18 protein-coding genes and 1 tRNA gene are annotated in these 22,899 nt (G+C 44.1%); 8 read left to right on the top strand and 11 right to left on the bottom strand.

What is annotated here, in order from left to right; translation table 11 throughout:
* Nucleotides 1–98: 98 nt before the first annotated feature.
* On the bottom strand, nucleotides 99–836 hold the full coding sequence (locus tag K0A89_02665; protein ID MBW6517389.1) for an AAA family ATPase: 738 nt from the start codon (nucleotides 834–836) through the stop codon (nucleotides 99–101).
* Between the two features lie 91 nt (nucleotides 837–927).
* On the bottom strand, nucleotides 928–2,085 hold the full coding sequence (locus K0A89_02660) for an LL-diaminopimelate aminotransferase (GenBank protein ID MBW6517388.1): 1,158 nt from the start codon (nucleotides 2,083–2,085) through the stop codon (nucleotides 928–930).
* A 93-nt stretch (nucleotides 2,086–2,178) separates the two neighbouring features.
* Here K0A89_02660 and K0A89_02655 point away from each other — a divergent pair, with 93 nt between their 5' ends.
* The 3 genes from K0A89_02655 to K0A89_02645 all read left to right on the top strand — a co-directional run bounded on the left by K0A89_02655 (nucleotide 2,179) and on the right by K0A89_02645 (nucleotide 6,578).
* Entirely contained in the window at nucleotides 2,179–4,368 is a 2,190-nt protein-coding gene (locus K0A89_02655) for an ATP-dependent DNA helicase (GenBank protein ID MBW6517387.1), read from the top strand.
* A gap of 133 nt (nucleotides 4,369–4,501) precedes the next feature.
* Nucleotides 4,502–5,833: a Trk system potassium transporter TrkA gene (trkA, locus tag K0A89_02650; protein MBW6517386.1), complete on the top strand. Its 1,332-nt coding sequence runs from the start codon at nucleotides 4,502–4,504 to the stop codon at nucleotides 5,831–5,833.
* A gap of 169 nt (nucleotides 5,834–6,002) precedes the next feature.
* Nucleotides 6,003–6,578 (top strand): hypothetical protein, encoded by a 576-nt coding sequence (locus K0A89_02645; protein ID MBW6517385.1) that lies wholly within the window; start codon nucleotides 6,003–6,005, stop codon nucleotides 6,576–6,578.
* Between the two features lie 152 nt (nucleotides 6,579–6,730).
* Here the strand turns inward: K0A89_02645 and K0A89_02640 are convergent, their stop codons facing one another.
* Nucleotides 6,731–8,092 carry a glycosyltransferase family 39 protein gene (locus tag K0A89_02640; protein ID MBW6517384.1) on the bottom strand — a complete coding sequence of 454 codons (1,362 nt, stop codon included), beginning with the start codon at nucleotides 8,090–8,092 and terminating at the stop codon, nucleotides 6,731–6,733.
* A 512-nt stretch (nucleotides 8,093–8,604) separates the two neighbouring features.
* Here K0A89_02640 and K0A89_02635 point away from each other — a divergent pair.
* Nucleotides 8,605–8,678 (top strand) — tRNA-Ile (locus K0A89_02635).
* A 204-nt stretch (nucleotides 8,679–8,882) separates the two neighbouring features.
* Here K0A89_02635 and proB read toward each other — a convergent pair.
* Nucleotides 8,883–10,013 carry a glutamate 5-kinase gene (gene proB / locus K0A89_02630; GenBank protein MBW6517383.1) on the bottom strand — a complete coding sequence of 377 codons (1,131 nt, stop codon included), beginning with the start codon at nucleotides 10,011–10,013 and terminating at the stop codon, nucleotides 8,883–8,885.
* A 1-nt stretch (nucleotide 10,014) separates the two neighbouring features.
* Nucleotides 10,015–11,373 carry a glutamate-5-semialdehyde dehydrogenase gene (locus tag K0A89_02625; GenBank protein MBW6517382.1) on the bottom strand — a complete coding sequence of 453 codons (1,359 nt, stop codon included), beginning with the start codon at nucleotides 11,371–11,373 and terminating at the stop codon, nucleotides 10,015–10,017.
* A gap of 278 nt (nucleotides 11,374–11,651) precedes the next feature.
* Between K0A89_02625 and K0A89_02620 the strand changes: the two genes are divergently transcribed.
* Nucleotides 11,652–12,833, top strand: a complete 1,182-nt coding sequence (locus K0A89_02620; GenBank protein MBW6517381.1) for a radical SAM protein — start codon at nucleotides 11,652–11,654, stop codon at nucleotides 12,831–12,833.
* A 58-nt stretch (nucleotides 12,834–12,891) separates the two neighbouring features.
* Nucleotides 12,892–13,833 (top strand): hypothetical protein, encoded by a 942-nt coding sequence (locus tag K0A89_02615; GenBank protein ID MBW6517380.1) that lies wholly within the window; start codon nucleotides 12,892–12,894, stop codon nucleotides 13,831–13,833.
* 56 nt (nucleotides 13,834–13,889) lie between these two features.
* Here the strand turns inward: K0A89_02615 and K0A89_02610 are convergent, their stop codons facing one another.
* Nucleotides 13,890–14,153 (bottom strand): hypothetical protein, encoded by a 264-nt coding sequence (locus K0A89_02610; GenBank protein ID MBW6517379.1) that lies wholly within the window; start codon nucleotides 14,151–14,153, stop codon nucleotides 13,890–13,892.
* A 102-nt stretch (nucleotides 14,154–14,255) separates the two neighbouring features.
* Between K0A89_02610 and K0A89_02605 the strand changes: the two genes are divergently transcribed.
* Complete coding sequence (locus tag K0A89_02605) at nucleotides 14,256–15,299, top strand: hypothetical protein (GenBank protein MBW6517378.1); 1,044 nt, start codon at nucleotides 14,256–14,258, stop codon at nucleotides 15,297–15,299.
* A 503-nt stretch (nucleotides 15,300–15,802) separates the two neighbouring features.
* On the opposite strand, the gene K0A89_02600 is transcribed toward K0A89_02605, so the two are convergent.
* The 5 genes from K0A89_02600 to leuS form a co-directional block, all read right to left on the bottom strand.
* Nucleotides 15,803–16,771, bottom strand: a complete 969-nt coding sequence (locus K0A89_02600; GenBank protein ID MBW6517377.1) for an LPXTG cell wall anchor domain-containing protein — start codon at nucleotides 16,769–16,771, stop codon at nucleotides 15,803–15,805.
* 39 nt (nucleotides 16,772–16,810) lie between these two features.
* Nucleotides 16,811–17,590: an NAD+ synthase gene (locus tag K0A89_02595; protein ID MBW6517376.1), complete on the bottom strand. Its 780-nt coding sequence runs from the start codon at nucleotides 17,588–17,590 to the stop codon at nucleotides 16,811–16,813.
* Between the two features lie 81 nt (nucleotides 17,591–17,671).
* Nucleotides 17,672–18,124 carry an N-acetyltransferase gene (locus K0A89_02590; GenBank protein ID MBW6517375.1) on the bottom strand — a complete coding sequence of 151 codons (453 nt, stop codon included), beginning with the start codon at nucleotides 18,122–18,124 and terminating at the stop codon, nucleotides 17,672–17,674.
* A 28-nt stretch (nucleotides 18,125–18,152) separates the two neighbouring features.
* Nucleotides 18,153–18,617, bottom strand: coding sequence for an SRPBCC family protein (locus K0A89_02585; GenBank protein MBW6517374.1), 465 nt, complete (start codon nucleotides 18,615–18,617; stop codon nucleotides 18,153–18,155).
* Nucleotides 18,618–18,682: 65 nt separating this feature from the next.
* Nucleotides 18,683–21,463, bottom strand: coding sequence for a leucine--tRNA ligase (gene leuS, locus K0A89_02580; GenBank protein MBW6517373.1), 2,781 nt, complete (start codon nucleotides 21,461–21,463; stop codon nucleotides 18,683–18,685).
* A 501-nt stretch (nucleotides 21,464–21,964) separates the two neighbouring features.
* On the opposite strand from leuS, the gene K0A89_02575 reads away from it, so the two are divergent.
* Nucleotides 21,965–22,897, top strand: a complete 933-nt coding sequence (locus K0A89_02575; protein MBW6517372.1) for a phosphoribosyltransferase — start codon at nucleotides 21,965–21,967, stop codon at nucleotides 22,895–22,897.
* The last annotated feature ends 2 nt before the right edge of the window (nucleotides 22,898–22,899 follow it).

The raw sequence follows: 22,899 nt of genomic DNA, 5'->3' as shown, positions 1-22,899 counted from the left end.
TACATTCTCATTTCTATATAAAACTAATGAAAAATGGGATGCCACATTTGTAATTTGGACCAAATTAATGTGGTTCCCATAAATAGTATCAATTTATGCTACATCGTTGAAGTATATGGTGATTGGTCAAGCACTTTGATACCATTATCAGAAATGTTGAGGACACGAATCTCATTTATCGTACCTGAACCGCGGAACTTGGCCACGTAAATAGAACGCTGAAGATTGTTTCCTGAAACAACCCTGCCCAAACGGGTTACTGAATCAGCACCGTACTCCACTATTGACTCCACTTCGAAGGTTGTCCCAACCGTGACCAGGGTTGTGATATCAAATGTCCTGAGCTCGCCGAACAGGTCGTCCACCAGCGTTTTTAACTTGTAATGTGAATCAATTGCCAAAAACAGAGCTTCAATAGAATCAATAAATATCCTGTCAGGTTTGACCTCTTCAACTTTGCGGGACAAAAGTTTCTTAAAACTTTTTATCAGTTCCATCGGTGCCATATCAACAGTTTTTTGTAATCTTAATCCCGGGTCAGTTATATCAACAAAAATGATCGAACCTGATTTTTCGAGTTCCCATAGATCCCAGCCAAATGAAGAGTTCATTTCCCTTTTTAATGATTCTGAGGCCTCTGAAGTAACAATGCATAAACATTTTTCGCCTTTCTTTACACCTTCGTACAGGAACTGGGAGCCAAATACTGTTTTGCCGGTGCCGGATTCTCCTGATATGATGTTGACGGTACCTTTGAAATAACCACCCTTTATCATCTCGTCATAGCCCTGAATACCTGAAGGTACTCTTTCCATAGTCTTACGTTCGGTTGTCATAACAAACCCCTAATATTTATTGTATGTAACGTCTTATTTAACTTTCTGTATAACTGATGTTCTTTGAAGCTTATATACTATATGAACCGTTTCAGATTTTCAATTTTCCCATGCGGCTTACAGCTTCATTGATACGCTCCACAGACCTGGTCAGGGCGAAACGGACATATCCTTCACCATAATCGCCAAATCCAACACCCGGAGTGGCTACGATACCTGCCTCCTCAAGCAGTATTTTTGCAAATCCCATGGAATCGTGTCCTTCAGGTACAGGTGCCCACACATAGAATGTAGCCTTGGGTGGCCGGAAATCAATACCCAGATCCTTGAGCCCTACCATCAGGGCATCCCGCCGCTGGGTATATATCTTGTTCATGTCACGGATAAAATGCTGGGGCCCGAGCATAGCCTCGATACCTGCTTCCTGCACGGCCTCAAAGGCGCCTGAATCTACATTGGTCTTGACCTTACCCAGACCATCCAGGATATCTGCATTCCCCACGGCAAATCCAATCCTCCAGCCTGTCATATTATAGGTCTTTGAAAGGGAATGCAGCTCAATACCCACGTCCATAGCACCATCGACCTTCAGGAAACTGGGTGCCTTGTAACCGTCAAATGTCATTTCACTGTACGCATTATCGAGAATAACGATTACATCATTCTCTTTTGCGAATTCTACGACCTCTTCATAGAAATGTTCAGGTGCAATGGCAGATGTAGGATTGTTGGGATAATTCAGGAACATAAGTTTTGCCTGTTTTGCTACATCCCGGGGAATTGCATCGAGGTCTGGTAAAAAGTCGTTTTCTTCCAGCAAGGGCATGATATATGGCTTACCGTCCGCAAACAGCGTACCTATCTTATAAACAGGATAGGCGGGGTCTGGTATGAGTGCCACATCGCCAGGATTCAAAAAGGCCAGGGGGATATGGGCGATGCCTTCTTTTGAGCCGATAAGTGCCAGCACCTGGGAGACAGGGTCCAGTTCAACACCGAGGTGTTCCCTGTACCACTTTGCTGCGGCTTGCCTGAAGGACAGCATACCAATATATGAAGGATATTTTTGCCTGTCGGGGTTTTTGGCAGAACGGCAAAGAGCCTCGACAATATTACCAGGTGTGGGCATATCGGGGTCGCCAACACCAAGGTCGATCACATCGACGCCTTTTTCACGGACCCTGGACTTTGCTTTATCTATGGCTGCAAAAAGATAGGGGGGCAGGTTATTGATTCGTTCCGAGTACATTAGTATCACCTTTAATAATAGTAAAAACCAGATTGTTATTGTCGGACTGCAAAATGTCTTTATACCTATTTAAACTTTTAAGATGCACTGTCCATGAAAATCTCTGAAATGAACATTCCCGGTACATTATCATCATTCTATATCGACTCAGGAATAACCGAACTCTATCCTCCCCAGGTTGCTGCCATCGAAGCGGGACTGCTGGACGGGAAGAACATCCTGGCTGCCGTACCCACAGCTTCGGGTAAGACCATGCTTGCAGAGCTGGCAATGCTGACCTCGGTCATGAAAGGGGGTAAATGCCTGTATATCGTCCCCCTGCGAGCCCTGGCGTCAGAGAAATATGAACGGTTCAGGGAATTCCATGTTCTGGGCGTGGAAGCAGGAATATCATCAGGTGACCTGGATTCCAGGGACGAATGGTTAGGGAAAAAGGATATCATCGTAGCAACCTCCGAGAAGACCGATTCACTGATACGCAACGGTGCATCCTGGATTAAGGAGCTCACGGTAATTGTGGTTGACGAGATACATCTGCTGGATTCTGTTGACAGGGGGCCCACGCTTGAAGTGACAATAGCAAGACTAATGCAGACGAACCCGGATGCCCAGGTCATAGGGTTGTCAGCCACGGTTGGCAATTCAAAGGATATGGCTGAGTGGCTGGATGCAGAGCTGGTGGAGAGTGACTGGCGTCCGGTAGATCTGCGGGAAGGTGTATTCTTCGGCAGTGCTATCAATTTCATACAAGGCCAGCGTGCTGTGGAGTCACCGTATGGGGACGAGTTGGTGGACCTGGTATCAGATACCTTGCAGGAAGGCGGGCAATGTCTTGTCTTTGAGAGCAGCCGCCGCAATGCTGAAGCAAGTGCCAGGCGGTTGGGGCAGGTGCTGGCAAAAAAACATGATGCTAAAACTCTTTCTGAACTGAACGACCTGGCTGAGAGTGTATCAGGTACCGGCGAAACCGAAACAGCAACCAGACTGAACAGGTGTATCAGAGGCGGGGCGGCATTCCATCATGCAGGACTGACATCTGAGCAGAGGAAACTTGTCGAGGCGGGTTTCAGGAACAATTTGATAAAAGTCCTATCCAGTACCCCCACCCTTGCAGCAGGACTGAACCTGCCTGCCAGGCGGGTAATAATCCGGGGATACAGACGGTATGACCCCAACTACGGGATGGTACCGATACCTGTGCTGGAATACAAGCAGATGGCAGGACGGGCAGGAAGACCACAACTGGACCCGTACGGGGAATCGGTACTGATAGCAAAGTCATTTGAAGAACTGCAGGAACTCAAGGACCAGTATATCCTCAGTGATGCAGAGGACATATGGTCGAAACTGGGTTCGGAAAATGCCCTGCGCACCCACATACTCTCGGCCGTATCCACCAGGCTTGTGGGCAGCAGGGATGAACTGATGGATTTCCTGGGCCTTACATTCTATGCCCATCAGCAGGAGACCTGGAAACTTGCTGCAGTGGTGGATGAGGTTATAGGTTTTCTCGATGAGAACAGGATGCTGCTGGATAACGAGGAGCTGTTCCCTACCGAACTGGGAGAACTGGTCTCGAAACTGTATATCGACCCGCTATCTGCAAGTATCATGCTGGATGGGCTCGGGCGTCTTGCTGCTGTAAGAACCACTGACCTTACCATGCTGCACCTTATATCCAGCACACCTGATATGCATTCACTATTCCTCAGGTCAGGGGATTATGGATGGCTGAACGATAAAGTATCAGAACACTGTGATGAGTTCGTGCAACTGGCAGGGCAGGAGAGCAGGGATTATGAATGGTTCCTGTCAGATGTGAAAACTGCACTGGTATTACGGGACTGGATATCTGAAACAGGGGAGGATGATATCACATCAAGGTTCAATATCGGTCCCGGCGATATCAGGGCTCAGGCCGATACTGCCCGGTGGCTGATGCACTCGTTAGCGCGCATAGCTGGTTACCTTGGCAGCGAATATACCGGGCTTGCGCAGGAACTGGTAGAGCGTATTTCGTATGGGGCTGCAAAGGAACTGCTGCCCATTATCAAGCTCAGGGATATCGGGCGCGTTCGGGCAAGGAAACTGTTCAATGCGGGATATCATGACCTGGATGCCATTCGCAATGCAGGGTTCGATAAACTGGAAAAAATACTGGGTCCCAAGATTGCCAAAAATACCCTCAGGCAGCTTGGGATTCATGTTGAACAGAAGCCGGATACTATGGACCAACCGGAAGAAAAAGGTACAGGACAGCAGAATATCCTCCATTTTCAATAGAATTTGGGGGTATCACCATTCATTTGGGAATACCATTGAGAATTTCGAAATGGATAAGCTTTTAACATAGTATGAGTATTTTAGGCTTCTTATTAATTTACTGATTATTCCACGATACGTTTAGGTGACCTATTTGCATATAATAATCATTGGTGCCGGTGATGTTGGTTATCATCTTGCGAAAGCACTTTATCATGACCATGAAGTAGTTATTATCGAAAAGGAAGAGGAGGCCATGCAGCAGGCACAGGACCTTGATGTACAGGTCATCCAGGGTAATGGTGCCAATGTAAAGGTATTAAAAAAAGCAAAGATTGAAACATCAGACCTGGTAGTAGCAGTGACCGGTCACGACGAACTCAATATCGTGGCTTGCATGGCTGCCAAACTGCTGACCAGAAACGGGACCAAGACCATTGCTATGGTAAGTAACCCTGATTATATCGATGAACCTGTGACAATGCGTGAAAATGTCGGCATGAACATCATGATATGTCCTGAACTTTCCCTTGCTTATGAAATGTACCAGATATTGTCAGTACCTTCTGCTGTTGATGTCCAGGACTTTGTCAGCGGACTTGTCAAGATGATCGAGTTCAAAGTGGAAAATGGGAACGTACTGGTGGATAAGGCGCTCAAAGACATTGAATTTCCGCAGTGCAGCATGATATCCGCAATTTTCAGGGATACTGATGTTATCATTCCGGGCGGGAACGACATCATCCACTCTGGTGACAGGGTGGTGATAATTGGCAGGGAAGAAGCCATCCAGGATATCAGGAAATGGTTCGAGGTCAGTAACCAGAGCAATAAGGTACTGATAGTGGGGGGCGGTACTGTTGGTTTTTACCTGATTGAACTCATGCGGAAAAAGAACTTTAATATTACGCTGGTGGAGAAGGACCTGAAACGATGTGAGATGGTCGCTGAATCACTTCCCAATACCACGGTCATAAACGGTGACGGTACTAATATAAATATTCTGAGCGAAGTAAATGTTCCGGGTATGGATGCAGTGGTATCAGTTACGAATAGCGATGAAAAGAACTTGCTGTGCTCCCTGCTTGCCAGGCAATTGGGTGCGAAAAAGGTAATGGCCCGTGTTGAAAGGACAGAATATACCCAGTTGTTCGAGATGGTAGGTGTGGATGTGGCAATGAGTTCCAGGGAAGCTACGGTCAATGAGGTGCTCAAGACCACACTGCGCAAAACGGGTATTCAATCCATAACCTCAATTGAAGGTGAAAAAGCAGAAATACTTGAACTGACTGCCAAAGAAGGTTCAAAGATCGTTAAGACACCACTGAAAAATGTCAAATTCCCGAAAGGCGCTATCGTAAGCACGGTGGTACACGGGGATACTATTATTGTTCCTGATGGTGATACCCATATTCATCCGGGGGATATGGTAATTGTCTTCACAAGATTGGAAATTGTTTCTGAAGTTGAAGCACTGTTCAAGTAGGGCATGTTAGAGCATATATTAGATCAACACGTGCTGGACTTTATAACTATCACATTCAACAGAAATATATTTATTTTAGAAGAGGAACATTATACACTATGTTCCTGCTACGATCCATTTTCAGATATTGTCAGGAGACTTCATTCTGAAAAATAATAGGTGATGAAAAATGACAGAACGATTTGAACACTCAACATACCTCGTCCGCCGGAAAATACTGAAACTATTCGGTGCAGCATTTCATATCTATGACCCTGCCGGAAATGTTGTTTTCTATTCAAAGTTGAAAGCCTTCAAGATGAAGGAAGATATTCGTGTGTATACCGGTGAAGACATGCAGGAAGAGGTCCTGGTCATCCAGGCCAGGAAGATCCTGGATTTTTCAGCAGCATACGATGTGTCGGACCCCACGACAAATGAGAAAGTGGGTGTATTAAAGCGGAAAGGTTTCAAATCCATAATGAAAGACGAGTGGATTCTCATGGATGCCAGTGACCAGGAGATTGGCCGTATAAAGGAAGACAGCACATTCTTTGCCCTGTTCAGGCGGTTTATAACAAGCATCATCCCCCAAACATATCATGGATATATGGGGGATTCACTGGTGTGTACATTCAAGCAGAATTTTAATCCATTTGTGATGAAGATCAACCTGGATTTTTCCCCTGATACCGGCAACTTGCTTGACAGAAGACTTGGTATTGCCGCTGCGGTGCTGCTGACTGCCATCGAAGGAAAACAATAAACTCAATAAACAGGGTTCGTAATTTTTCTGGAAATATATCAGGGCTGCGGTATAGACCGCAGCTTATACTATTTTCTGTAGTTCGTTTTTAAACACTTCAAATTATTGTGAAATATTCTGTGGTTTTCGACCTTTCTCTTTAAATCATTACCTTATGCAGAGAATATCAAGATCATAGGATCGGTTTTTTCCAGATTTGCATTATTCACGAGCCATCTCACTACTTCACCTCCAGGGTCGACTACCTGGATATCTGTTGACATGACAATCCATACCGTATAGGTCCTGTTGGTTGCGATGATATCTTCCAGTGCATCAATGGTGCCTGGTATGACCTCAATATATGTCCCATACGAAGAATTGTCATAATAATATGCCATGGCACCAGTTTCAGAACCCGGAAGTGGAATTACAACATCTCCATCATTTGTGTTGTGTTCAAGGAACGATGCTGCATCTCTCCAGTCAGGTTTCAGGTTGTCGGAATAGTATTCATGGAGGGGGCCATAGCTTACCAAGCTAAACAAAAGCAGGATAAGAATAATAAAGACATTTCGATTGTTCTCTACGTTCCCTGTAGTGGACTTTATTCTTTTTTCCTGCCTTATAGGGAACAGATATTCTGTCGTACCAGTAATCCCCCTTGCAATAAAGAGAAGGAAAGCAGGTAATAAGATGATCAGATATCTGGTCTCAAAAGGCATTATGGAGGCCAGATAATAACTTACTACAATAGGAAGTGCGAACCATATTCCCATGAGGATGAATTGGTTCTTGTTATTTTTCAAAGATATCAAGGCACCAAGAACAAATAATAATGAAAACAAGAGGGAGGTAGAGGGGGCAAGGGTACTGAAACGTACTAATAATTTTATGAACAGATTAGCCGGACTGGTACCCCAGGCCACTTCCCCTCCTACTTTATTGTTGATCTGATTAAAAAAAATAAGAACAAGAGGGATTACTGATACCGTGATAACGATACAACTGAGTAACATTCTGTGCAGGCTTTTTATATCAAGGGTAATTTTTTTAAATAAAACCTTTGATGTGAGAATGTACAATATCGTGATAGGCAGAATAAAAAAACCAAAATAATGGGTATAAATGCTCATTAATGTAAATAAAATATAACCAATAAAAAAGATAAGATTATTTTTATGCTCACATGCCCGATAGAAACAATAAAATGAAGCTAGAAAAGAAAATGTAAGTAGTGTATACATTCGCGCTTCCTGGGAATAATAAATATGATAATATGAAATCGACAGGAGGAATGCACTTATCAATCCTTCTCTAAAGGTAAAGAATTTTTTACCCGTTATATATAGTAAAGGAATAGTAAGTATACCGAATATGGCAGATGGCATCCTGACCATGAATTCTGAATTGCCAAACAGCATTACGAAATGCAATAGTACATAATAAAAGGGAGGATGGACATCGTTCCCGTACGTTTCTATGATGTGAGATATGCTATTGGAGGCCATATTGATACTAAAGGCTTCATCCATCCAAATTGATTCATGACCGAGATGATACAATCGTAGGATAATTGCTAGCAGAAGTATCAATGAGAATGAGATGGAACCTGAATTCTTCCTTATAAAAAGTAACATTTCATTGTTGCTAAAAAAGGAATTTGATCGAACCTTCTGCGCTTCTGCTTTCGATCGTTTTGATTTCTGTTGTTTCATTTTAGAACCCAAACATATCTCCTCATTACAAATTTCCATGATTGTATACCATTTTGGCAGATACTATGCCATCTTTGGTCATCACTTTGATAGGACAAAGCATTACCGTAATGAAATATAAATGTATATATCTGTGTAAAAATCCAAATTACGCCATATACACAATATATGATCCATACCTGATACTTGACAAGAGAATACTGCAGCAGTACTGCGGGTTGCCATCGAGGGTAAATAATTTATTGTTCCTCTTCAATCAAAACATTAAAATACAAAGCCGGACATCAGAAAAGTCGTTGCAAGCACCACGCAGCAACCAATTTTACCAAGGGCCCATAGCATAGCCAGGTGGTGCGCACGGCTGATAACCGTGAGGTCCGGCGTTCAAATCGCCGTGGGCCCATGCTATTACTCCTACTCAGGCCAGTAGCGAGCCGCAAACGTATACAGCCCGTCGGGCTGAATACGTGGACAGGCAAATATTTGTTGGTGTCCGGATGGCTTAAGGACACTCCAGCGTCAGGGCTCTAACTATTCAAGAAAAGAGAAACGAGAGTAAAGTACGATAACTAATCAAGAAAAAACGAAAGTCATTAAGGTATGTGGCTTATAATAATCCCAGATTCGTTTTTCGAATTACCTCATCATAATTCTTGTATCCAAGCACTTCCTCGATGGCACCAGAATGCTTTCCCTTTATCCTGCCAAGCTCCTGGGAGGTATAATCAGTAATACCCTTTGCAAATACCGTCCCATCGCATTCGATCTCGATGATATCACCCCTGTCAAAAATCCCGGACACCTCAAGGATACCAGATGGTAACAACCCTCTTTTCTGTTGAATGGCATTTTGTGCGCCTGTATCCACAATGAGCTTTCCAGCCGCTCTTGACAGGATGATCCAGCGCGTCCTGTTCCGGTATTTGCCGTTCGGGGCAAGGAACAAGGTCCCTATCTCCCCACCAGCTATAATTCTCTGGATAGCATTTTCCTCATTACTGTTCGCTATCACCATATGACAGCCAGCCATGCAGGCAATCCTGGCAGCTTCGATCTTGGTCCTCATCCCGCCGACGCCTTTCATGCTTGTAGGACTACCGGCACATTTCTCAATTTCAGGAGTTATCTTTTCAATGGTACTGATGAGTTTTGCATTCCCGTTCTTTTTGGGATTCTTATCATACAGCCCATCAATATCCGACAGCATTATCAAAAGTCCCGCTTCAACCTTGCTTGCCACCATTGCAGACAGTTTGTCATTGTCACCGAACGTTGCTTCTATCTCGTGGACACAGACAGGGTCATTCTCATTTATGATGGGGACCACGCCAAACTCCAGGAGTTCGTTAATACTGTTGCGGAGGTTCAGGTAGGTCAACCTGTTCGAGAAATTTTCATAGGTCAGGAGCATCTGGGCAACATTAATACCGAATTTTTCAAACGCTGTGCGCCATTCCCGCATAAGGACATTTTGCCCGACTGCGGCGGCTGCCTGCCGAATGGGAATTTCCCGCGGACGCGTTTTCAATTTAAGCAGGTCAACCCCTATCCCGATGGCTCCGGAACTTACAATGATAACGGTTTTTCCCTGTTCCTGGAGTTTTGCCACCTGCGATGCAATGTTCTCGGTCAACTGTGTATTGAAACTGCCGTCCTCATTGGACAGGGATGAAGTGCCTATCTTAATAACTATCCTGTTAATGTCCCTGAAAAGGTCCGCTCTGTCAATAGATGTCATATCATCTCTTTCCCTTCATTGTATCAGCAAGACCGGTATTCAATTTTTGGTGGGTGAACTTCCTGGCATTCTTCCCGGTATAGTCCGCTACCCTGTCCCCGTTCCCTATAAGGATATATTTATAGATCAACAATCCTTCCATTCCTACCGGTCCTCGCGCATGTATCTTGTTCGTACTGATACCCACCTCTGCACCTTTCCCGTACCTGAAACCATCTGCAAAACGGGTGGAAGCATTCCACATTACGCTTGATGAATCCACGCGTTCCATGAATGTTTCAGCATTCTTGCCCTTCTCAGTTATTATTGCATCAGTGTGGTGTGACCCGTACCTGTTAATATGGTGGATGGCATCATCCAGTGAATCCACGACTTTGATAGAAAGGACCAGGTCATTATACTCAGTGCTCCAGTCCGTTTCAGTAGCATGCAGCACAGCTTTGAAAAATCCCAACCCCTTCAGGAGTTCGAATGAACGGTCACAACAGCGAAGTTCAACTCCGGCATCATTGAATCTCCTCGCCATTTCAGGCAGGAATACCTGTGCGATATCCCTGTGCACAAGAAGGGTTTCCATAGCATTGCAGACTGCAGGGTACTGTACCTTTGAATCATAACATACATCATACGCTTTTGAGATGTCTGCTTCGTTGTCCACATATACATGGCAGATACCATCAGCATGACCCAGTACCGGGATCCGTGTATTGTCCTGGATATACTTCACGAACTCGTTGGAGCCTCTGGGAATGAGAAGGCTCAGGTAACCGTCAAGTTTCAGGATCTGATGTACCTCTTCCCTTGTTTCCATAAGGGCAAATGCTCCTTTGGGCATCTCTTCGATGCTTTCAATAGCCTTCACCAGCACGTCAAATATCGTTCTATTGGAACGGGCTGCTTCGCTTCCGCCTTTGAAAATGGTGGCATTTCCGCTTTTGAGGCACAGCGACATTATCTGTGGGATGACATCGGGGCGCGATTCAAAGATAACCCCTATCAGGCCGATTGGACAGCTTACCTGAAATAGTTCAAGACCTTTATCCAGTTCAAGAGCAGACAGTGTTTTCCCGACAGGGTCCGCGAAAGTAATTACATCATTGATGCCGTTTATCATTTCCTGTATTTTGATAGAATCAACTTTAAGCCTGTTCACAAGAGCCTGTGAGAGCTTTCCTTCCCCGGCAAGTTTTTCAGCAGCTTCCACGTCCTGTTTGTTGGCAGCGATTATACTATCCCGGTTCAAATCTAATGACGATGCCATTGCTTTTAGAGCCATGTCCTTCACATGCCCTGGCAGGCCGGCAAGAGGAATTGAAGCACTTTTTGCAATTGCGACTTTTGTTTTAATATCTGTGGTCATGATAATCCACCAGCACTATTTCGTATGCATTTATAAACATCCTACATCAGTTTTTTCATAGTACATAAAGTATAACTTTGTATACTCGAGCTAATCGGGCCGAAGGGAGGATATTTTCGTAGTACATACATGATACCTTTTTATGATCGAGTCAATCAGACAGAATGGATTTATTGGCAATGCTGATACAAATCTCTTTTCCATCTCCAGACCTGGAAAATTTTAGACAACATGAAGACACAAAGATTATTGTTCCTTCAACATATTAGTTCAACAACATGGAACATGAAAATATCAATGTACTCACAATACCCGGCCTGAGCGTAGACATGGAAACTGCCGGAGGTATGCGGCTCACGGCCACAGGACCTTTGAGCATAGCCTGCGGCCCCGCCCTGAACCGCATCAATGAACGGCTGCGGGAAGAGAAACCTGCCCGGGTCGATGAAGATTCGCTCATCGCATCCACCTGGCTCCCGCCCATACCGGGTAAGGTGTTCAACAGGCTGATACGGGCTGAAGTGAGCTGCGCACTGGGAAAGTACGTACCTGAAACCGTATCTATCGAGATAACCAGGGAGTGCAAGTGCAACTGTGAGCACTGCACGGTCAGCGAGGGAACTGGCGAGATGACCACTGACCAGATAAAAGGTATCATCGACCAGGCACTGGACATGGGCGCATTTATTATCACCTTCACCGAAGGTGACCCTATGTTGCGGGATGATATCTTCGAACTGGTTGAGTATGTGGACAAGGATAAGGCCATCGTCAATATATTCACACCGGGCACAGAGATGACGCCGGAAAAAGCAGCCCGTCTCAGGGATGCAGGACTTCATAACCTGCTCATAAGTATTTACAGCACGGATCCGGCCAAACATGACCGGACCAGGCGGCTGGAAGGTGCATATACGTGGGCCATTGATGCCATCAAGATGGGCCTGGATGCCGGACTGCTGGTTACCATGACCACCCACATCTCACCGGACCGCATGCATGAACTCCCGGGTCTGTACGAACTGGCAAAAGAGCTGGGCGTGCACGAGTTCAGTATCTGGGAAAGCGTGGCCAAACGCCCCGGTGACCCGGTGATATCAGAAGAGGACAGGCAAACGATACTGGATATGCACCGTACTCTCAACCAGCCTGCCCCCGGTCCCAGGGTATTCGCAAACTCCTTCTTTGAAGGTGAGATGCTGGGCTGCATGGCAGGAAGGCGCTGGGCACATGTTTGCGTGGATGGGGGAGTAAAAGCATGTCCTTACATGCCCTTTGAGTTCGGGAATATATTGGATGAAAATGGACTGTCAGGCGCATGGAAAACGGTTCGGTCACTGAAGGATTTCAAGGAACGCAGGAATCTGTGCATGATGCAGGATCCACAGTTCCTCATCAACCTGGACCATATCCCGGAAGGGTCCAGGTCAAAATACCCGTACAGGGACATTTTGAAATAACAGGTAATTATGGCCAGAAACATTATATTGTATCCCATATGATAATGAATCAAGTTATATGAGATACAATATCTTATTTTATTTCGCGCTTATTGTACTTCTTACAGGCCCGGTTCATGCTTCCGGGGACGTTATTTTTGACACCTATACCCATACCGTTGTGATGGACCCGGAAGATTCATTCCATGAGATCAATGCCCTGTTGAGCATGTCGGGAACTGTAGAGGAAATTATCCTGAACTTACCTCCAAGAACTGAAAGACTTCAGGTGTTCATTGATGAGAACAGGAGCAACTACGTACTGGATGAAAAGAAGGGATATTCAATGCTGACAATCAAGCTTCCGGATAACTCTTTAAAAAAACATTTCATTACTATAACGTACCATACTGACTACCCGATTTTTGAACTTCAGGACAAGGTAATGTACAATTCAGAATTCATTCCATCATACAATACTTCAAAATTCAACTATATTCTAAAACTGCCTGTTGGATACATTATTCCTGATGAAAAAGAGGTATCTTTTTTTATCCACCCGGAACCAGGATCTATCTATTCTGACGGGCAACGGATAATCCTGCTTTGGGAACAGAGGAATGTGGACAGTGTTTTTGAGATATCTGTCATGATGGAACCCACCAGTGCCTCGGGTTCTGCTATCCCGTTGCTTATTGGAACACTGTCATTGTTGATCCTGTTCGGTGCAGGGTATCGAAATTATTATAAAAAGAGGGGACGGGAAGATACGGCCGTAACAGTGAGCTACCCGGCACTGGTGGAACATGAAAAGGTGGTCGTTGACCTGCTGGAAAAGGCTGACGGCCATGTAATGTGGCAGAAGCAGATACAGGTGGGAAGCGGTTTTTCCAAGGTCAAAGTGAGCAGGGTGTTACAGAGTCTGGAAAAGCGGGGCGTTATCAGGAAGGAAGCATGGGGTAATACCAACAAGATACACCTTGTTACAGAACAGGAAGATTTGAATCTGGCTGATAAATAACAAATAGAACCCGATTCGTTTTTTCCTTCATTTACTTTACTTTACTTTACCTTACTTCACTCAAGGTTTGCATCCCGTTTTGTTTGTTTCATCATGTTGTGTCTTACCTCACCTCGCTTCAGGTTTGTATCTCCTTTTGTTTGTTTCATCATGTTGTGTCTTACCTCACCTCGCTTCAGGTTTGTATCTCCTTTTGTTTGTTTCATCATGTTGTGTCTTACCTCACCTCGCTCCGGATTTGTATCTCCTTTTAGTTGTTTTCCCTTGTTCTGTCTTACTGCACTTTGTTTCGGTTTTGTATCAGCTATTGTTTGTTTCACCTTGTTTCAGGCTGGTTTCCCTCTGTTACATGAAAGTACTAAATAAATCCGGGTACAAATGACCCAATAACAATACAAGTAAAATCCTTGGAGGAACTAATAATGAAATTACGGATTGTAAGTATAATCGCCATGGTGCTGATGTTATTGTCAGTACCGGCAATGGCAGAAGAGAATGAAACCCCATTGACTGACCCGGGTACGACACCGGATAGTGTATTATATTTCCTGGATGTTGCAACCGACAACCTGGCACTCGCCATGACCCTGAACCATGATGACAAGATTGAAAAACAACTGGAGATTGCCGAGGAACGCCTTGCTGAAGCAAAAGCAATGGCTGAGAAGGGTGATGTCAAAGCTATGAAAAAAGCTGCTGACAGACATGGTGAAATTCTCCGCAAACTCAAAACAGATGTGAAAAATATTGAGAACGGCGATTCCGAGAAAAAGCTGGAAAAAGAGATCAAAGTCAAGCAAAAGGTCGATGAGCACAGTAATAAGATAAAGGTAGTAAAGGACGGATTAAAAATCGATATCAAGGTTAAAGGGAATATCACTGCTCAACAGCAGGAAATGATAAATTCCATTCTTGCAAGCCTTGAAGGCCAGACCGGAGAAGTCAAGATAGAGATTGAGAACGAAAAGAGTAAGACCAAGATAAAGATCAAAACAGAGTCTGGAAAAGACGGTGACGAGGTCGAGGACAAAATCAAGGATGGACTGGGCATAACAGAGAAACAGCGAAAGAAGGCACTCGAAGAAATACGAGATACGAAAAACGACCTGAACAAAACTCTAAAAAAGTATAACGCTATGAATGTCACTCCGGTTAACAGCACAGTGAATGAGATTAAAGATCTGCTTGCGCAAGCCCAAACAGCTTTTGATGCCGGTGAATATGAGAATGCAAAAGAACTGGCAGAACAGGCTGATGACCTGGTAGATGAGCTGAAGGATGACCTAAAAGAATCTGACCACTATCAATCTGACGATAAGGATGAATCAGACGATGAAGACGAATCCGATGACAGTGATGATGAAGGTGATGAAGATGAATACAAAAACGATGACAAAAACTACAGTGACGACACAAAAGAAGACCATGAAGAAAAAGATGACGATTCGTCAGATGATAATTCATAGGACTCAAAGGTTAACGTGAACAATTAAATCCAACCACAATGAAGCCAGCCGGACTGCCAATAATTTAGTCTGAGGGGATAAATCCGGTGCAGGTCCGGCTGTTTACTTTTATTCAAAATCAATATTTCCGGTATTTTCATTTTGAAATACCGACCATGGATAGTATCTCGGTTAATTCCTTGGGAGCTTTACGCTTGATTGTTAAAAATCCCATATCAAAACATTCATCGAGACCATCCAGAATTCCTTCTTTTACCCGTTCTCAATTCCCTTTGTGACCCCTTCATGAATCCCTTCCTCAATAGACGGGACGAAATTATTTTTAAAATGAGTACTATTACTTCGATAAGATTCTTTGATGATACTGATCAAATCTTCTGTTGTATTCATACTGCCCCACAGTTGATGTATCACTCCCAATAGAAAAGCTGTATACATCCATTAAATTCTAAAATCCAGACACTATCACAGCCAGAACAGTTTTGTCTATGAAATACAATAATTCAGACGAGTCGGACCAGATTCTCCCTTCCCTTCCTGACCCGCTGTATCAATCCATCCTCAGCCATCTTATTCAACAGGGAACTGGTTTTTGATTTAGAAAAACCACTATTATTCACAATACTGGACTGCATCATAGCACCACCACGTTCCTTGAGCATGGATATAATAATATCCTCATCGGATTCAAGACCTGGAACCATGCCCGTACTTCCGGACGACCCCGGGCGCTCAGACTGTGTGGTTCCGGATGGTTCGGCTTTACTCACTTTACCGGGCCGTTTGGCATTGCTACTACCGGTGTAATCTTTTTTTTTTAAGATGAAAAATGCTCCGGCGCCTAGTATGACCAGAATCCCTGCTATAACCAGCCAGGATGTCCCTTTCGCAAAAGTAACCGTGGGTTCACCCGAATTAAATGTCCGTGGTCCGTTCCATATCAGTTCATCCTTACGCCTGACATCAGGTTCAGGAGTAGCCCCTGAGAGCTTATACCCATCAGGTATTTTCACAATAAAAGTATCGTCATTGGAAATATACTGCCCGCCAAAGAACACATCACCCAGTTTAATTGAAGAACCGGAAACCTCTGCCAGATGGCTCCACTTAAAAGAAGAACGCACAATGCCGTAATTACCGGTAGCCGTGTTCTGAACACTTACCAAAACATCAAAATCACTTGCAGTCATAGGTCTTGATGTGGCAACCCCTGCCTGTGAGACAATATTGCGCATATTTGATTCAAATTCAGTTTTAAACGTTGTGTTGCCTTCGACCATACCTTTGAAACTGTTGAACTCATCCACCCTTGCCTGTGAATCCAGAAGCGTACGATATTCTATTACATACCATGCTCCACCGTCCTTGTTAACATCAAACGTGTATGTCATTTCAGCTGCACAAACAGGTAACAAGAACAGCAGTAATAAAAATACAATTGAATATATCCACAACGGCGTTTTTCCAGACATAATGATGATGATTATGCCACCCATTATTTATTATCTTTTCTATTTCGGTGGTGTGGGAGCAACCCGGCGTTTGTGAATATTTCGCTCGATCCGCGCAAGCATCCCTGAAATTACCTTTTCATCTATTCCATACCGGTTCACCACGAATTCAAAAGATTCTTTTTGGTCCAGCAGTGCAACCAGTACATTATCAATCTCTTCATAGGTCAGGCCCAAATCCTTCTCATCTGTCTGCCCGGGCCACAGTCCCGCAGTAGGCGGTTTGTCTATGATGTGTTTGGGTACATCCAGGTAAACTGCCAGTTTCCTGACCTGCGACTTGAACAGGTTTCCAATCGGTTCAATATCCACTCCACCGTCTCCGTATTTAGTAAAATACCCCAGGAGCAGTTCTGTCCTGTTGCCTGTACCTATCACAATGCGGTTCATCATGTTTGCATAGTAATACAGGGTACACATCCTGATTCTGGCTTTCAGGTTACCCGCTGACATCCTGTCATCCTCCACAAATTCAGGTATTGAGATGATGAATGAATTAAGTGTTTCAGATATATCCATTACTGAAAATTCGATGTTCAGGATATTTGCCACATCAGTGGCATCAAGTACATCTTCAGGAGGTGTCAGGCTTCTTTCAGGCATGATTAGTGCAAGCACATTTTGCCTGCCCAGTGCTTTTACAGCCAGGTACGTGGTAACAGCAGAATCTATACCTCCGCTAAGTCCGATAACAGCACCCTTTGTGCCGGATTTTTTCACATACGCTTTGATGAAATTGGTGATCTTCTTTGCAGCATCTTCCGGGTTAAAATCTGGCATAGTGTCCATAAAACACAATGAACAGCAATGAACATAATAGTTACTGCAAAGAATACCGGTGAGATAAGGATACCAGTGAACTCAGTCCAGTTCTTTTATCATTGCAATTTCATCACATTCAGGAAAACGGGGACATTTCACACACATGCTCCATAATTTATGGGGAAGTGTAGACTTATCCACAACCTTGAACCCGTGATGCTCAAAAAACTCCTGTGCATACGTCAATGTGACCAGATGCTTGATACCGAGTTCCTGAGCTTCCTTCAAACATGCCTCAAGTATCCTGGAACCATGTCCTTTTCTTTTCTCTGTAGTGGACACTGCCAGTGACAATATCTCACCGTACTCTTCCCAGGTCACGTGCAGCGCACCACAGGCGACGATAAGGTCTTCTTTTTCAATTACAAAAAAGTCCCGGATATTTTCATATAACTCTCCGATGGCACGAGGCAGCATGACCTCCTGGTGCGCATAAACATTGATCAGCTGACGGATCTGGGCAACATCCCCAACCCTGGCTTTTCTGAGCAAAATTGTTCAAACCACCTATCTAATATAATTATACATTACCAGTATTCTTCTCAAACGAATTGTCCTTTTCTACATGGTACTTGACATTCTCGGCATACTGGCGCACATCATTGTCCAGTTTTTGCTCAATAAAGGATATCATGGACAGCAAGAACAGGCTTTGAGGTTCCAGTCTTAATTTGTAAAAAACAATGGTACTGGAATTGGTATTCTCCTTGAGTTCAATTTCCCCGCTCATTTTAATACCTTTGGCATTTCCTTCCCATTTTCCCCGGTACGGCGGGTCAACTTCTATGGTCGTACTGTTCATCTCGACCCGTTTTATCAATGGTCCTATCTGGAATTCCATTATCCAGAGATTTGTATTGGGGCCGGTGACCTCGCATTCCAGCAATCCTGGGATACAGTGTGTGGACATTTCCGGGTCAGCCATCAAACTCCATACTGATTCAATAGGCGCTTTAACTTCAAACTCGATTTGTGATTCCGGCATGTAATTACACAACTAACAATTTCTATCTGCTTTTTTCCAACTACTTATGGCAATCATACAAATATTCAATCCACTATAATAGATTGTCTCCCCGGGAGAGCACTTACAGCTTTCTTCTCTTTTGAGTCCTCTTCCCGGGAAATTTCGATTGCGCAACTGAACTGAGATGTTAAGATAGAAGCGGCGCTTCTCAGGAAATCATATTCCACCCGTGCATCCACTTCAACAGATGGAGCCAGGGCAGGGTCATCCAGGTATTTACCCAGTATCACATTGACCTGTTTCCCATACCGTTTCAGGTCTGTGGACATCAGGGCTTTCATTATTTGCCCCCTGTCCTTTGTCCTGGCGAACTCCTGCCTGAAAAGGGCTGCAAGCTCGAACTTCCATCCGGCTGCAACAATTATCTGTATCTTTTCTGGAGATATGATATGTGCCACCTTGAGTATCTCCTTTACGTCATCACCCAGGTCGGCAAGCATATTCCACTTATAGGATTCTGATTCATTGACCACGGCATAATCACATTTCGGCCATCTGGCCTGGCAGATGAGGCCTTCATTCCCGGTAGATTCCCAGGCTTCCTCACAAAGATGAGGCGTTATCGGGCTTAACAGTAACATAATAGCCCTTCTGGCATTGTTAACTATCTCACCATTGACCGCAGACTGATTGTAATCAGATATCCCGTCAACCAGTGCCTGTATATTTGTGAGGACATCCTTGAGTTTGAGCTCCTCAAAGGCCTCGTTTGCTTCCTTAATGGTCATGTGAGTCAGGAATCGGATATAGCTGTCCCTGGCATCAATGCCATTTTTCAGGGAAAAAGGCGGTTCTACCAGCAGGCGATATGTCTTATCAAGGAACTTATACACACTCTCGATCCCCGAATCTGACCATTCCAGTTCTCGTTCGGGATTTGAACCGAAAAGTATGAAAAAACGTGATGAATCAGCCCCGTATTTGTCCATTAATATCTGGGGGTCAACAACGTTGCCCAGGCTCTTTGACATCTTTGCGCTCTTCATAGCGTATTTGCTACCGCAGGTACAGCATGAATGTTCCTCGAATTCGCCGGGAGGCAGGAACCTGCCGCACACCTCACAGTAGGGCGTTTCTTTATTCACCATACCCTGGCATAGCAACCTGGCAAAGGGTTCGTCTACTTCAGTCAGCCCGATATCCCGCATGGCCCTGGTAAAGAACCTGGCGTATAACAGGTGCAGGATAGCATGTTCTATACCACCGATATACTGGTCTACCGGCATCCAGTAGGAAGCTGCCTCCTTTTCAAACGGCATGGTTTCAGTACAAGGACTGCAGTATTTGAAGAAATACCAGGATGAGTCCACAAAAGTGTCCATGGTATCGGTCTCCCTTCGGGCAGGCCCGCCACAACCGGGACAGGTAACAACGGAAAAACTCCTTGAGGTTTCCAGCGGGTTGCCGCTACCGGTAAATTCTACATCTTTAGGCAACCTGACAGGCAGGTCTTCAATGGGTACAGGTACGGTACCGCATTCGTTGCAGTAGATGATGGGGATGGGAGTACCCCAGTAGCGCTGCCTTGATATAAGCCAGTTCCTGAGCTTGTAATTGACCGTGCGCTCGCCCAACCCCTGGCTCTGTAATTTCTCACTTATCCTGATGATGGCATCCCGGTTGCCAGTGCCGTCAAATTCTCCGCTGTTCACCAGTACTCCGTCGTCAATATAGGCTTCTTCCATCTCATCGGTGTTGAGTTCCCTGTCAGGAGGCTGGATGACTATCTTTATGGGTATATCGTGCACCTTTGCAAACTCGAAATCGCGCTGGTCGTGGGCTGGTACTGCCATTACTGCTCCCGCACCGTATTCATAGATCACGAAATTGCCGACATACACAGGAATTTCATCCCCCGTCAGCGGGTTTATAGCGTACTTGCCGATGAACATTCCTTTCTTATCCTTATCAGCAGACATCCTCAGGAACTTGTCTTCCTGCGCGACCTCGGCCAGGAATGCTTCAAAGTCGGCCTGGTATTTTGTACCCTCGACCCATTCCTTTATCTTCGGGTGCTCGGGTGCGAATACCATGAAGGTAACACCGAATACGGTATCAGGTCGCGTAGTGAAAATGGGGATGGTCTCGCCTGTATCGGCTATGGTGAACCTGATTATGGTACCTTCACTGCGCCCTATCCAGTTGCGCTGCATCATTTTGACAGATTCTGGCCAGTCCAGGTCTTCCAGGCCATCCAGCAGTTCATCCGCATAGTCCCGTATCTTGAAGAACCACTGTTTCAATTCCTTCTGCTCCACCACGGTTGAACAGCGCCAGCACCTGTTATTAATGACCTGTTCGTTAGCAAGCACGGTACGGCAGTCGGGACACCAGTTTATCAGCGCGTTCTCCCGGTACGTTAGCCCTTTTTCAAATAATTTCAGGAATATCCACTGGTTCCACTTATAATAATCCTCATCCAGGCTCTGTATCTGACGCGACCAGTCGTAGGACAGGCCCATCTCCTGTTGCTGGCGTTTTATGTTTTTTATGTTGCTGCGGGTCCAGGTCTCTGGGTCGATTTTCTGTTTGATGGCAGCATTTTCTGCCGGCAGCCCGAAGGCATCATACCCCATGGGATAGAGCACGTTGAATCCCTGCATCCGTTTAAACCTGGCTATGCTGTCCCCGATGGCATAGTTGCGCAGGTGACCCATATGCAGTGCTGCTGATGGGTACGGGTACATCTCAAGGCAGTAGTACTTTGGTTTTGAGGTGTCCTCGGTGACGGTGAATATCCCTGATTCTTCCCAGCGTTTTTGCCATTTCGACTCGATTTTTTTGGGATTGTAATTGTGATTCATAGATTTTTGCCCCATAGATGAAAAATAATGATCTGATTTATTTGTGTTTGCTGCATTTCCTGATGCGTAACGACACATAGTGTGGCGAAATTATATAAAAGTTAAGCAACGAAACCATTTTCGATTAATGGCTGATTTGCGCATATACTGTGTTCGAAAAATCCTCCCTTCGTCATATTTACCAGAAAATATCAGATTATACCTGATACATGAAAACAGGGAATTCATGATGATAAATCATATATATTATTACAAACGATAATTCAATAGTTCGTAAACAGAAATGTCATACTACATTGAAGGTTGTAATAAATGGTTTCAGAATGCAAAATGTGTCATATGCCCCTTGGTGAAGAACATCCACAGTTAAGTGAAATGTGTATAGATTGTTTTGCAGATGAATGGGGAAACCTCGTTGAAGAATCACCCATGGCAAGTCCTTCCCTGCTTTATATTTCTCACGATATCCGGCATTGTGACTGAGCTTTTGGTGTGAATTAAGTGAGAGAGATTTTTTTTGATGAAAACAATGTAGAAAATAGCTTGCAGCAGGCTTATAAAAAAATAAAAAAAGAGGGTTTTGATTCATACATTCTTTTAGGAATAAACACTGGTGGAATGCATGTTGCTGAAAGAATCAACAATATTGGTACATTTGAAAAAATAATTTCTTGTAGTATTAATAACGGTTCTGTATCGATACCTGATTCTAACTTATCTGACATTCGAGATAAGAATATACTAATATGTGAAGACACGGTGATTTCCGGAAAAACTGTCTTAAAAGTGGTAAATAAACTGCTTAGCCTTGGTGCAGCTGAGATAAAGATATTATCATTACTGATGAGACAAAATTCAATGATTGTTCCGAATATTTTCGTTTTTGAGACAGAAGAAGATACCAGAGTATATTTCCCCTGGAGCGATTATCCAATCAGGACCTACCCCCGAGGTATTGTAAGAAAAATACTGTACGAAGATTGCAGTAAGTCATTCAAATGTGGAGATTTCCGTATTGATAAGATTTCCTTATCTGATTTTTTCAAGAACCAGCAGCATACTGATGCAAAGATTTACCTTGTAGAAGATAAAGCCGATATCTGTTCTATTATCCAATTCTATGAAAAAGGCATTAATAGTCATACTGGCCTTTTTCTTGATATAATCGCAACGTCAAATACAAAAAAAGGTAACAAATACGCAAGTACTTTATTAAAATTAATATGTATGTATATGTTTCACCATGAATTTGATTTCATCTATGCATATGCTTTTGACCGACCAGGATTAATTAATATGTACAAACAAATAGGGTTTGAACTTATTGGGAAAGTCGAGGATGATAATTATGGAATTCTTCATAAAATGATATTGGTCAACGGGATAAGAAATGACAAAGACCTGATTATAAATGCAGTTCGAAGACATATTTAAAA

It is taken from the genome of ANME-2 cluster archaeon (genome assembly GCA_019429385.1).
Lineage (GTDB): Archaea > Halobacteriota > Methanosarcinia > Methanosarcinales > Methanocomedenaceae > Methanocomedens_B.
Note: the sequence above shows the minus strand (reverse complement) of the source record. Positions and strands in the feature narration are given on the sequence as shown.